Raw genomic sequence first — 12,505 nt, forward strand, 5'->3', positions numbered from 1 at the left:
TTGGTTAGTTGTTGTAGTGGATTGAAAGAAAGAAATTCCGGTCTGCGGTATTGTAGGTATTGATGGTTTGATACTGTTTATCCAAGAGATTATTTAATTTTGCGCTTAGCATCCAGTTCTTATTTAAATGATAGGCTGTGCGTAAATCAACGGTTACATAACCGGCAACCTTGGTTCTGTTCAGCGCGTCATCAAAACGGTCGGATTGAGCCAGCACGTTAGCGCCCAGATCAAAATATCCGATTGAGCGCGATAAATCATAAGATAAGGTTTTTTCAGCCCGGCGCGGCAGTTGCTCATTAGTTTCCCGGTTTTTTGGGCTTAGCAGGTTCATGTTCAACTTGCTGTTCCAACCCATCAGCTGAGTTCCGATTTCAGCTTCAATGCCGTCGATTTGCGCCTTGCCGACGTTTTCCGCGCTGGATAGAAAGGTAGTGGGGTTCGTTACCGTCACGATTAAATTGTCGATATTGGTATGATAGCCGCGAAGTTCCCATTGCAGCCAATCATGGTCACCGGCCACCCCCGCTTCAAAAGACGTTGATTGTTCGGCTTTCAGAGAGGGATTACCGAATCCCGGAAAATAAAGCTGGTTAAATGTCGGTGCTTTAAACGCATTGCCAAAGCTGGCAAAAGGGCTGATATCGTGGTTTCCGTTATAACGCCAACCGAAATTACCGGTCAGCTGATCTCCAAATGCCTCGTTTTTATCTCCGCGTACCGATGCGTTAATAAAGTGGTCATCCAGAATGCGGCTGTGCAATTCGGTAAAAATGCCCGCATCATAACGGGAAGTTTCATTGTAAATGGTTGAGCTATCCACTTGATCCAGTCGATAATCCGAGCCGATAATTAACTGATGATCGTCAGACAACGCAACTTCATTCAGCCAACTGGCGTTCCAGCGGGTACTGCTAAAGCGGCTGGCAAATGTTCCGTCAGGCGCAAAGTTATCACCCTCGTCGCGGCTTTGTCCCAAGCGCAGTAGTGAACGCCAGTTATCAAGAATATTCATGCCGGCTGTAGTGCCGACGGTTTGTTCGACAAATTCGGTTTTATTTTGGAAGTTGCCGTCAAACTCGGATTTGCCCTCAGCCCGCATAAAAAAAGCTTCAACTTCGGCCTTGTTGTCAAAACGGTGACCTAGGCGGGCATTCAGCGCCGTGTTCAGGTAACCGTCCTTGTCAGGCTGATTAACGCCGAAGCGTCCCGGAATAGGCTGCCTGGAATTGAAACCCTGAGAACCGAATTGCGATGAAGCCAAGGTATACCAGCTGTTTTCCCATTTACCGCTAACAGAACCGGAAGCGCGGTAAGTATCATAAGAGCCGCCGCCTGCATCCAGAGTCACACTGGGCTTATCCTCCCGTCCGCCTTTGCGAGTAAAAATCTGGATAACCCCGCCTATCGCTTCCGAACCGTAAAGGCTCGATTGAGGGCCGCGGATAATTTCCACCCGTTCGACCTGATCGATCGGAATAAATTGAAAGGGTGTGGTGCCTGAGGTGACAGAGCCGATTTTAATGCCGTCAATCAACACCAGTACATGATCGGAATTGGTTCCGCGCATGTAAATATTGGTATCTTTTCCGTAGCCGCCGCTTTGCACTATATCGATTCCAGTGGTGCCGCTTAACAGTTCCGGCAGGGTTTTAGCCTGCAGGCGTTCAATGTCTTTTCGGGTATAAACAGTCGCCGCAGCCGCCAGCTGATTTTTAGCCGTCTCTGTTCGGGTTGCGGTAACAACCAGATCGGGAAGATTTTGCGGAGTTTCCTGCGCGTGTAATTGGGCATTAAAACCCGTGAGCAATAATGAGCCGAAGATGAATTTTTGCATGTGTGTCCTCTGCGCCGCCCGCGCATGATGGTTGATTTACACAACAGAGGACAAAAGAAAACGAGAGATGACGTGGAGCTAGACTGTCATTTTCGCTGACAGCCCTCCGCTGTACCGAATTAAACTTTCGGGCCGGTCTCCGGGCTTATAAGTGGCGTTAACCTGAATCATCACCTTCCCATGCGTGAACACAGTGGCATCTCGATGAAACTTTTACTTATATACCGTTGCGGGGGCAGCGTCGGATTTGGCCTAAACCTTACCGACTTCCCGTTTAACCATTGGGTTTGAAAAACCCTCCGGAACCTGAAAGCAAGGCGCAATTATAGGGAGTTAAATCGATAAAGCAAATTTACGGCTGCCGTAAACAAGATTAAAATCTTACCGAAGCCGTCAGCCTTAACATACGCGGTTCCACCGGATGCTTGAGTATGCCATCCACTCCTTCGGCGGCTTCTCCCGGCAAACGCGACGTATAGGCATAAGCCGTGTCGTTGCTCTTGGAACCCAGCACGTTGAACAGATCGAGTTCAAACTTCAAATCCTTATGCTGATAGCCAAGTCCCCAGTTAACCAGCGTCGTATCGCCGGCGGTCAGGCTGCCTGTGTCATTAAGCGGGATGTCGCCAAAATGACGCAAGCGCAACGTCGTAAAGGTATGAAAGGGAAGTTGTACTACGGCTCCAGCGCTGATGACCCGGCCTACCGAATTGGAGATATGATTAACTTCGCGCGGCACGCCGACATAACGCGCTTTTGAAAAAGACAGGTCCGCATCCAGGGTCAGGGTATCGTTGACTTGGTAATAGTTGCTCCATTCCACGCCGTGACGTTCGCTACGTCCGCTGGGCTCGGTGCTGCTCGCATCGCCGACGAAAATCAGTTCGGAATTGACCTGCATCCACCACAGCGCCACCGTGGAATTCAGCCCCGGAATAAACTGGTTACGCACGCCGATTTCACCGCCGCGCGACCGTACTAACGGCGAGACCGAACCGGCTGGATCGCCGCTGACCGGGTTAACCCGCAAGGTAGCGCCGCGTGCGTCATTGGAGTGATGGCCGTAGCCCAGATTAACAAACACTTCGTTATCAACCCAAGGGCCGAAAATCAGGCTGAGTTTGGGGCTCAACAGCGATGCGTTTCGTTGACCGGAATTGGCTGCGAGTGTCCTGCTGTTAACATTCATATCCAAAAAGTCGGCACGTAATCCGGAAATAGTGCGGAACTTTTCCAACCACTGAACTTGATTTTTCAGGTAAACCGCTACGCTGGTTTCGCTAATGTCGTCCTGGCGCACCGTCTGGAAAATCCGGCGCTGTTCGGTGCGATTTAACGCCGCGCCGATGACCTCATCATGGCGAATTTGCAGCCCCAAGCTGTTGTCGACCTCCATCCCGAACCATTTGGCAAACCAGGTTTGTTCGCCGTTGCCGCCGGTGACCACGCGGCGCTCGGTTTGATGCACTTGGTCGCCTTGCTCGGGGTTGTCAAGAAAACCGGTAGGGTTGGAATACAGGTTGAGGTCGTAATAAACAACGTAGGCATTAAAATCGTTTTTGTAGTTGTCGCCCCGGCTCCAAAGGTTGCTGGACAGGCTGTAACGACTGCTGTCGCCGCCATCGGATGGGTCCATGCTGCCGTACAAATCGAGCGTACCGCTATCGATAGCCCGTTCCGGAATCTGGTTGGTTGCGTTCCAGCTGGAGTGATAGGCTTTGGCGTTGACCGACAAGCCCCAATCTTTGTTGTCCAGCGTGTAGCGCAACATGCCGTTGTATTTGCCCAAATCTTCCGGTTGTTTCCATACGCCGTTATAAGCATTGAATTCGCCCGCAGCCAGCAACTCGCCCGCGCCGATTTTTTTGGAATCCGCCAATAGGGCGCGGTAATAGCCGAACTCGCCGCCGGTAAATTGGAACAGTCCTTTGGGTAAATTATGCATCGTGTGCATCCGCGCATAACCGGCGGAAGAAAAGTCACCGGCATCGGCGTAATAAGGCCCTTTTCCGTAGTCGATATGGTCAACCAGCTCGGGAATGACGCTGTTCAAGTCCAGATAACCTTGCCCGTGCGCATGGCTGGGCATATTCATCGGCACGCCGTCCACCATCACCGAAAAGTCGGTGCCGTGATCCAGGTTAAAGCCGCGCAAATAAAACTGATTGGCTTTACCCGAACCGCTGTGCTGAGTTGCCAGCGCGCCGGGTACCACTTCAACCAACTCACCGGCTCGCGCCAAAGGCCGATAAGCCAACTCACGTTGTCCGACTACGCCCTGCGATGCCGATGCAGCTATGCCCAATAAATCGGTTGCCCGGCCTTTGACCTCCATCGCGTCCAGCGTAACAGTTTTTGCTTCATCGGTAGATGAGGCTTGCGAGGGTTGAGTCTGGATAAATCCGACGATTATTAATGAGCTGAAGATGAGTTTTTGCATGTGTGTCCTCCGCGCCGCCCGCGCATGGAAAGTTGTTTTACACAACAGAGGACAAAAGAAAACGAGAGATGACGCGGAGCTTTACTGTCACTTTCGCAGACAGCCCTCCGCTGTACCGAATTAAACTTTCGGGCCGGTCTCCGGGCTTATAAGTGGCGTTAACCTGAATCATCACCTTCCCATGCATACACACAGTGGCATCTCGATGAAACTTTTACTTATATACCGTTGCGGGGGCAGCGTCGGATTTGGCGTGAGCCTTACCGACTTCCCGTTTAACCATTGGGTCTGAAAAACCCTTTGGAACCTGAAAGCAGGGATGATTATAAGGGGTGGGGGGGATAAAGCAAATTTGCCGGATTAGGGGATAGGCTTTGTGTAATTAGTTTTTTATCTAGGGTTTAAGTGTTTATACTTAGGCCGTGATAAAGAACAGGGCAGTGATATGTGCTGTTCAGGATTCTGATACACGCCTATTGTAGGTGTCTACTTAACGTTATGTCTCTTGAGCCTCGGTGCAACATGGATAAAGTAAGAATTAAGGTTGTAACTATCGGCCATCTACCTCTGCACTTAAACTTGAAGGGAGTTACGGGCTGGTATTCTGAAGTTTTTCAGCTAGCTGGTGGCATAGAAAATTTTGCGCTCCGCTGCGACGCAGATAGCGACGGGTGGGTATTCTCGGATTCTCTTTTGAAGGCTCAACTTTCAAAGAATTTCGATGCAGATTTTCTTATCGCAATAGTCAACGTCCCCATTGAGGATAACTGGTATTCAAGAAGGCTTGGCGACAATCAAATTGTCTTCACGTTTAGTCAAATTAAAGACTTCCTTACATGGGAAAACATACCACTTGAGAATGCAATCCTTCGGGTTTTGTATGCCTATACTTTGCTCTATCGGCGTTCCGGCAACAAGATCCCTGGCTTTGGTGAAGCGCGTAGCTTTACGCATGATGAAACACGTGGTTGTCTTTTCGATATGAACGGAGTCAAGTCGGATTTAGTTGAATCGTGCGATACACCTTTAGTATGCAGCGAGTGTGAAGAGCGCCTTAGAAACGAGCACGTATCAACACAAACGATTAAGTCCACTCAGCAGGAAATTAAGAAAATACGGAAACCACTCTATTTCAGAGCCTTAGATTTTGTTAAGGCACACTCGATAACTGCCTTGGTCATGTCCAGCGTCTTTGCCTTAGCGCTTGGTGTTACTGGTTCATTGATTGCATCGTTTGTATACGACGGGATTAAGGCTCAACCAAGAGAAGACATAACAAGCGGGGTAGCCCCGTAGTCCTGTAGGCCGGAATAAGCCGGTTCGAGCGGTAGCGAGAACTGGCGTTTCCGGCAAACACCATCCAAATTCGCCGGAAACGCCATCTCGCGCTATGCGTTTGGATGGCCTTATTCCGGCCTACGCCTGTCCATAGCTGAGACAACATCAATATCTTAGCTGACTGCATCACCCCGGCAGTCGGCTAACAAATTCAACGGGGCAAACCGGAAGGAAAAGATCATGAATTGGTATCTGGAAGTTTTGAAAAAATATGCAGAGTTCAACGGGAGAGCCAGCCGGCAAGAGTATTGGTTCTTTATGTTGTTCAATATTATTATCAGCGCCTTTTTTGCGACTATTGATTTTTTTAGCGGTACTTTTAATGCTGAAACCGGCGTCGGGCTGTTAAGTGGTCTTTACTCATTGGCCGTCCTGATTCCCGGCATAGCGGTAACGGTTCGGAGGCTTCACGACACTGACCGTAGCGGTTGGTGGTTGTTGATTCCGTTGATTCCGGTCATCGGCGGTATCGTGCTTTTTATCTTTATGGTTCAAGACAGCACGTCCGGCGACAATCAATATGGGCCGAATCCAAAGTAGCATTGTAGAATGGGTAGAGCAACGCGAAATCCATCATGATCAAGCGTCTGTGCGATGGGTTTCGGCTACGGCCTCTACCCATCCTGCCAAGTTTTATGTAGCCGTATTTTTACAGCCACATCAATCCTCGATATTTTCAGGGGTGACTCTTAACATTTCATCAACACTGGTTATTCCCGAGGCTACTTTTTCGGCTGCACTCAGGCGCAAGGGTCTCATGCCTTCAAGCATGGCCTGCTTTTGCAGCACACCACTGTCGCAACCGCTGACCATGAGTTTTTTTAGCGCCGGTGAGTTACTGAATATTTCATAAATGCCGATTCTGCCCGAATATCCGGTGTATCTGCATTCTTTACATCCTACTGCTTCGTATATATAGGAAGGCGTTGCCGCCTTATAAGGCGTAATTAATCGAGACCACTGCGCATCGTCTATGCCGGTCTGCTTTTTACAGTTTCTGCATAAAACGCGCACCAGGCGTTGCGCCATCACGCCTAGTAAAGTCAGTTGAATCAAGTAAGCGGGCACGCCAATATCCAGCAAGCGAACCACCGCCGAGGGCGCATTATTGGTATGCAAGGTGGAAAACACCAAATGTCCGGTAAGAGAAGCCTGAATTGCCATTTCCGCAGTTTCCAGGTCGCGAATTTCACCCACCATAATTATATCGGGGTCCTGGCGCATTAAAGCGCGAATGCCGCTGGCAAACGTAAGCCCGATATTGGCTTTAACTTGCAGCTGGTTAAAGCTGGGCTCGATCTGTTCAATCGGGTCCTCGACGGTGCAGAGGTTGACTTCGGGTGTAGCCAGATGTTTCAGAGTTGAGTACAGCGTGGTGGTTTTTCCTGAGCCTGTAGGTCCTGTGACCAGAATAATGCCGTGCGAGTGTTGAATCAATCGGTTCCAGATTGTCTTTTCATGGTTGTTAAAACCCAGCTGTTTATAATCGCGTGTCAGCACCTCCGGATCAAAGACGCGCATAACCATTTTTTCGCCGAAAGCGCTGGGCATCGTCGAAAGCCGCAACTCAATTTCTTTTTTTCCGGATATGTGCGTTTTAATGCGACCATCTTGCGGTAATCTTTTCTCAGCAATATTCATTCGGCCGAGAATTTTTAACCGGCTCATCACCGGATTCATAACGGCGGCGGGTAACTGATAGACATCGTGCAAAATACCGTCGATTCTAAAGCGCACATTGCCTTGATTACGACGAGGTTCGATATGAATATCGCTGGCACGCTGATCAAACGCATATTGCATCAGCCAGTTGACCAAGTTAACAATATGCTGATTTTCCGCATCAAGATTACTGATCTGACCCAGCTCAACCAATTGTTCAAAATTATATAGAGTGTTGGCTGACTGATTGGCGGAGTTATCTGTTGCTCCTTTTAAAGATTTTGCAAATGCGTAAAACTCGCTTAAATAGCGTTTAATTTCATCCGGATTAGCCAGTACACGGGTTATCCGGCCCCGTTGGATTTTTTTAAGATCCGCCTCCCAAGCGCGAATATAAGGCTCTGCGGTAGCAATGACGGCTTCGTCTTTGCTCACTTTAATCGGCAGGATATTATAATTTGCCGCATAAGCGTGACTGTAAATTAAGGTCACGGAAGGGATGTCGATTTTTAGGGGATCAATGTAGTAATAGGGCAGATTTACTTTTTTTGCCAACCACTGGGTTAAATTCTCAAGCGTTAAAGGCTTCCCAAGTTGGGTTTGGTCGGTTACGCCGCATTCGATCAGAATATTGAGTGGATGCTTGACTTGGCTGGCAGAAGATCTTCCGTATACCCGGCACTTTTCCAGGTCCGCGTCTGAAATCACCCCGTCTTCTTGCAACCAAAACAATACCTGCTCAAGCGTTAATTTGGCCTCTTGCGGCTCTTTGTGATTAGCTTGCGGTAGGTTTAGCAATTGTGTAGACATTAAATGACAAGGTTATGATTTGCGGATTGCTTGTAGGTAATTGTAGCAGTCGATGGAAATTTAGAGGTGGCTATGGTTTGCGATTATTCCGCGCAGAACGCTTTAACACATCCCAGACCGAACGCAGATTGGATTCAGGTTCAGGTAACAATAGCGTGATTACTATTTCTTCAATAGCGGCGAGTATGCATATTATCGCAGCGATTCGAAACGGCCATGGCGGCCCATCCAGAAACAGCACATACAAGGTCAAGCCCATAGACGCAGCGGCGATTTTAACTCCCCAAGTATGATAGCTGGTAAAACGTCCGAACTTGAGAATACCTGCCAGCGCAGGTAGCAGGCAACTGGCGACAATCAGGCCGACATAAAGCAATTCTCTAGTCACCACCTCGGGCCACAGCCACCAGCAACACAATGCTATGGTCAGATAAGTAATGACATCCGCCCAGCTGTCGAGGGTGGCGCCAAACTGGGTAACTTGCCCGGTCAGTCGGGCCGCCATGCCATCGAGCAAGTCGCTAAGAAAGGTAATCGCTAACAGCACCATAAAGGCAATTCCATGTCCATTCCATGCTAACCACAGCAATATCGGTGCGGCCACAAAACGAAATCCGGTCAGCAGGTTAGGTAAAGTCAGTTTGGACGGTGTGCTGTTCATAAGGCAAACGAGGCTGTTAAGGGCGCATGGTCTGAAAGCGTATGCCACGGCGCGTGGGCTAGCCGTTCACACGACACCGGGATTAAACCGCGATAATAAATGCGATCCATCGGTAAAAAAGGCAACCAGGACGGAAAGCTTCGCGCATAGCGGCCATGAGTTTCGCGAAAAATCTCCTGCAAGCCCAAGTTATCATGAAAGAATCGATCGGCCTGTCCGAGCCAGTCGTTAAAGTCACCGGCTATGATTAACGGCGCATTATGCGGTACATGACTGTCGATGCGCGCAGATAATTTACTAATCTGAAGGCGGCGCTCTTTGCCCGTCAACCCGAAATGAATGCAAACAATATGCAGATCCTGACTGCTTCCCGGCAATCGGATGACGCCATGCAACAGGCTGCGACTGGCCCAGGGAAAAGGTGATACATTAATGTTTTCCCAGCGCTCGAACGGATGTTTGCTCAGGATGGCATTGCCGTGATGACCGGCATTGTAAATCGCATTTTTGCCGTAGGCGTGGAAAGGCCAGGTGTTTTCAGCGAGAAACTCAAGCTGGGATAAAACCGGCCAATCGGCTATTTTTTTCTGATGACTCAGGTGTTCGCCCTGCATTTCCTGTAAGAACATCAAATCGGCATCGGCGGCTATCAATGCATCCCGAATCTGGTGCAGCACAAATCGTCGATTACCCACATTAAAACCTTTATGGATGTTGTAGGTTAATATTCGTAATCCTTTGCTCATATGTACTTTATTGGTCAAGTTAGTTTAATAAGGCCGTTTGCGGATATGCAGCCGGTAAAGAACCGGCGAGATCAGTTCCTCAATCAGGAAAAAAAGCGCGACAATCAGGACAATGTCGATCCAACTCAGCGTTAGCGGCTCTTTTAACAGTAATATCGGTAATAATGATTCAGGTACGGTATCAAGGCCTCTCGCCCGACTGCTTTCAGCGCATCCCATTCGGCGCTTGATAAAGCTTGTCAGTAAATCTCCGGCCATTGCTAAGGTGCCGAATAATACACCGGTCAAAAGATCTATTCCGCTTAAAATTGCTGCTAAGGTTGTAAAGAGAATAGCCGAGCATAAGCCTCGCCAAGTTTTTGTGCCGCCAAACAAGCGTCGGCCGTCGCGTAGTTTCAGGCCATTATCCACCGGCCATGCCCAATGCGTACTCAACGTTTTGTTAATCAGTACCGGTGTGCCGTTCGCGACAACAAGCAATGCGATAGCCTGGATCATGCAATATAAACACAACGATAGCGCAGTCATGTGAAAACCTCGGTTGCTCAGAATAGCCAATCTTATTTGATCATAGTTAGCAATTACTGTCGATTCAGAGTAGGTGTGATTTGGGCGTCGATTGAGTGCGTAAAACAGGCTGCTTAAAAATGCTGTAAAATGCTGTAAAATATCCAAAAGGCAAAAATCATTCCCTTTTGCCGCTTCCTATAATTTAAGAGAAACCTAATGATAGATAAAAAACTGCTTGATATTCTGGCCTGTCCTTTATGCAAGAGTCCGTTGATTTATGACAAGTCCAAGCAGGAACTTATCTGCAAAGCCGACCGAATCGCTTTTCCTATCCGTGACGATATTCCGGTCATGCTTGAAGATGAAGCCCGCGAATTAACCAACGATGAAGTCGACGCATTAAAAAAATGAGTGTGCGTTTTAAAGTCGTCATCCCGGCAAGATACGGCTCAACAAGATTGCCGGGTAAGCCGTTGCTGGATATTGCAGGCAAGCCGATGATTGCGCATGTCTGTGAGCGTGCTCAGGAAGCCGATGCCGATGAAATCATTGTTGCCACCGACGATGAGCGGATTTTTCAAGCTGTCATTGCTTTAGGAATTAAAGCGGTCATGACGCGGGCGGATCATCAAAGCGGTACCGAAAGAATCGCTGAGGTCGCTAGGCTTTGCGGCTGGGCCGGTGATGAAATCATCGTGAATCTGCAAGGCGACGAACCGCTGATTCCACCTGCTTATATTCGTGAGACGGCTAAAGCATTGGCCGGTCAGCAGCAAGCGGGTATCGCTACACTGGCTGCCAAAATCGCCGATCCCGAAGAAATTTTCAATCCCAACGCCGTCAAAGTGGTTTTAAACCATGCCGGTTACGCGCTTTATTTTAGCCGCGCGCCGATTCCTTGGGAAAGGGATACGTTTACCCGGTCTGACGGTGAGCCCTCCGGAAGATTGCCCCATCTCAGACATATCGGTATGTATGCTTACACGGTTGATTTTTTAAATCGGTATTGTCTATGGGATGCTTCATTGCTTGAGTCGGTTGAGTCCCTGGAACAGCTGAGAATACTGTGGTACGGAGAGGCTATTAAAGTGCATATCGTAGATAAAACACCGGCCGCCGGTGTCGATACAAAAGAAGATTTGCTACGCGTGGAACAAGTATTGCGCTTGAATCACTAGCCTGTCCGGGTACTGTTTCCATTTGACATAGCGTTTTAATAACAGTACTTTGGGCAACATTTTTTAACTTTCACTTAAACACCGGTTTTTCAAGAGCTGTCAATGGAACAATTTCACAGAATAAGTCGTTTACCTCCGTACGTTTTTAACATTGTTAACGATTTAAAAGCCAAGGCTCGCGCGGCGGGAGAAGATATTATCGATTTTGGTATGGGTAATCCCGATCAGGCCACGCCTGATCATATCGTCAATAAATTGATTGAGTCGGCTCAACGTCCCGATACGCATCGTTATTCGGTTTCCAAGGGCATACCCCGGCTAAGAAAAGCCATTTGTACCTGGTATAAAAATCGCTTTGATGTCGATTTGGATCCGGAAACTGAAGCCATTGTGACCATAGGCTCAAAAGAAGGCTTGGCGCATTTGGCTTTGGCGACTTTAGGACCTGGGGATGTGGTGTTGGTGCCTAATCCCGCTTATCCGATACATCCTTATGGCGTGGTGATTGCAGGTGCCGATCTTAGGCATGTGCCGATGGTTCCGGGGAGTGATTTCTTTGAAGAGCTGCAAAAAGCCATTATCGATTCATGGCCCAAGCCGAAAATGCTGATTCTTAATTTTCCCGGCAATCCGACCAGTCAGTGTGTGGAACTGGATTTTTTTGAAAAAATTATCGCCGTCGCTAAAGAGCATAACATCTGGGTGGTACAGGATATTGCTTATGCGGACATTGTTTTCGACGGCTACAAGGCACCGTCGATTCTTCAAGTCAAAGGCGCAAAAGACATTGCGGTAGAGTTTTTCTCATTGTCTAAAAGTTACAACATGCCGGGCTGGCGTGTGGGCTTTATGTGCGGCAACAAAGAACTGGTTTCCGCTTTGGCGCGAATCAAATCTTATCTGGATTACGGCACCTTTACGCCGATTCAAATTGCCGCGATTGCAGCCCTCGAAGGCCCTCAGGAATGCGTTAGTGAAATTGCCGAGATGTACCGAAAAAGACGTGACGTACTGTGCGATGGCTTGGTAGCAGCAGGATGGCCGGTTGAAAAACCCAAAGCTACCATGTTCGTCTGGGCTCGCATTCCCGAAGCGTATCAACACATGGGGTCGCTTGAGTTTTCCAAAAAACTGCTGGCAGAAGCCAAGGTGGCCGTTTCTCCGGGTATTGGTTTCGGCCAGCATGGCGATGATCATGTCAGGTTCGGCCTGATTGAGAATGAACACCGAACCCGTCAGGCGGTTCGCGGCATTCGCAATATGATGAAGAAAGACAAAGTTGTATAAATTGTGACGTGGAGGCGATTTTAGCTGCCTCCATAC

General features: G+C 48.7%; 11 protein-coding genes and 2 riboswitches. Of the genes, 5 read left to right on the forward strand and 6 right to left on the reverse strand.

Annotated features, from left to right (window positions below; genetic code table 11):
* Positions 1-4: 4 nt before the first annotated feature.
* A complete protein-coding gene (locus tag Q8L79_RS17020) occupies positions 5-1,837 on the reverse strand; it encodes a TonB-dependent receptor domain-containing protein (protein WP_305273690.1) in 1,833 nt (610 codons plus the stop codon).
* Positions 1,838-1,949: 112 nt separating this feature from the next.
* A riboswitch (cobalamin riboswitch) is annotated at positions 1,950-2,162 on the reverse strand.
* 48 nt (positions 2,163-2,210) lie between these two features.
* Positions 2,211-4,277 carry a TonB-dependent receptor gene (locus Q8L79_RS17025; protein ID WP_305273692.1) on the reverse strand — a complete coding sequence of 689 codons (2,067 nt, stop codon included), beginning with the start codon at positions 4,275-4,277 and terminating at the stop codon, positions 2,211-2,213.
* 113 nt (positions 4,278-4,390) lie between these two features.
* Positions 4,391-4,603, reverse strand: a riboswitch (cobalamin riboswitch).
* 196 nt (positions 4,604-4,799) lie between these two features.
* On the opposite strand from Q8L79_RS17025, the gene Q8L79_RS17030 reads away from it, so the two are divergent.
* Positions 4,800-5,573 carry a hypothetical protein gene (locus Q8L79_RS17030; protein ID WP_305273693.1) on the forward strand — a complete coding sequence of 258 codons (774 nt, stop codon included), beginning with the start codon at positions 4,800-4,802 and terminating at the stop codon, positions 5,571-5,573.
* Between the two features lie 222 nt (positions 5,574-5,795).
* Positions 5,796-6,155 carry a DUF805 domain-containing protein gene (locus Q8L79_RS17035; protein WP_305273694.1) on the forward strand — a complete coding sequence of 120 codons (360 nt, stop codon included), beginning with the start codon at positions 5,796-5,798 and terminating at the stop codon, positions 6,153-6,155.
* A gap of 120 nt (positions 6,156-6,275) precedes the next feature.
* On the opposite strand, the gene Q8L79_RS17040 is transcribed toward Q8L79_RS17035, so the two are convergent.
* From Q8L79_RS17040 to Q8L79_RS17055, 4 genes are all read right to left on the reverse strand, one after another.
* On the reverse strand, positions 6,276-8,087 hold the full coding sequence (locus Q8L79_RS17040; RefSeq protein ID WP_305273695.1) for a GspE/PulE family protein: 1,812 nt from the start codon (positions 8,085-8,087) through the stop codon (positions 6,276-6,278).
* 70 nt (positions 8,088-8,157) lie between these two features.
* Positions 8,158-8,748: a CDP-alcohol phosphatidyltransferase family protein gene (locus Q8L79_RS17045; protein WP_305273697.1), complete on the reverse strand. Its 591-nt coding sequence runs from the start codon at positions 8,746-8,748 to the stop codon at positions 8,158-8,160.
* Positions 8,745-9,494: an endonuclease/exonuclease/phosphatase family protein gene (locus Q8L79_RS17050; protein ID WP_305273699.1), complete on the reverse strand. Its 750-nt coding sequence runs from the start codon at positions 9,492-9,494 to the stop codon at positions 8,745-8,747. Before Q8L79_RS17050 ends, Q8L79_RS17045 begins: the two co-directional genes overlap by 4 nt.
* Positions 9,495-9,518: 24 nt before the next feature.
* Positions 9,519-10,022 (reverse strand): CDP-archaeol synthase, encoded by a 504-nt coding sequence (locus Q8L79_RS17055; RefSeq protein WP_305273700.1) that lies wholly within the window; start codon positions 10,020-10,022, stop codon positions 9,519-9,521.
* A 201-nt stretch (positions 10,023-10,223) separates the two neighbouring features.
* Between Q8L79_RS17055 and Q8L79_RS17060 the strand changes: the two genes are divergently transcribed.
* The 3 genes from Q8L79_RS17060 to alaC all read left to right on the forward strand — a co-directional run bounded on the left by Q8L79_RS17060 (position 10,224) and on the right by alaC (position 12,469).
* Positions 10,224-10,415 (forward strand): Trm112 family protein, encoded by a 192-nt coding sequence (locus Q8L79_RS17060; RefSeq protein WP_305273882.1) that lies wholly within the window; start codon positions 10,224-10,226, stop codon positions 10,413-10,415.
* Positions 10,412-11,182: a 3-deoxy-manno-octulosonate cytidylyltransferase gene (gene kdsB / locus Q8L79_RS17065; RefSeq protein ID WP_305273703.1), complete on the forward strand. Its 771-nt coding sequence runs from the start codon at positions 10,412-10,414 to the stop codon at positions 11,180-11,182. Before Q8L79_RS17060 ends, kdsB begins: the two co-directional genes overlap by 4 nt.
* 102 nt (positions 11,183-11,284) lie before the next feature.
* Positions 11,285-12,469 (forward strand): alanine transaminase, encoded by a 1,185-nt coding sequence (gene alaC, locus Q8L79_RS17070; RefSeq protein ID WP_305273705.1) that lies wholly within the window; start codon positions 11,285-11,287, stop codon positions 12,467-12,469.
* The last annotated feature ends 36 nt before the right edge of the window (positions 12,470-12,505 follow it).

Origin of the sequence: Methylobacter sp., from assembly GCF_030680395.1 — a bacterium.
Taxonomy (GTDB): Bacteria; Pseudomonadota; Gammaproteobacteria; order Methylococcales; family Methylomonadaceae; genus Methylobacter_A.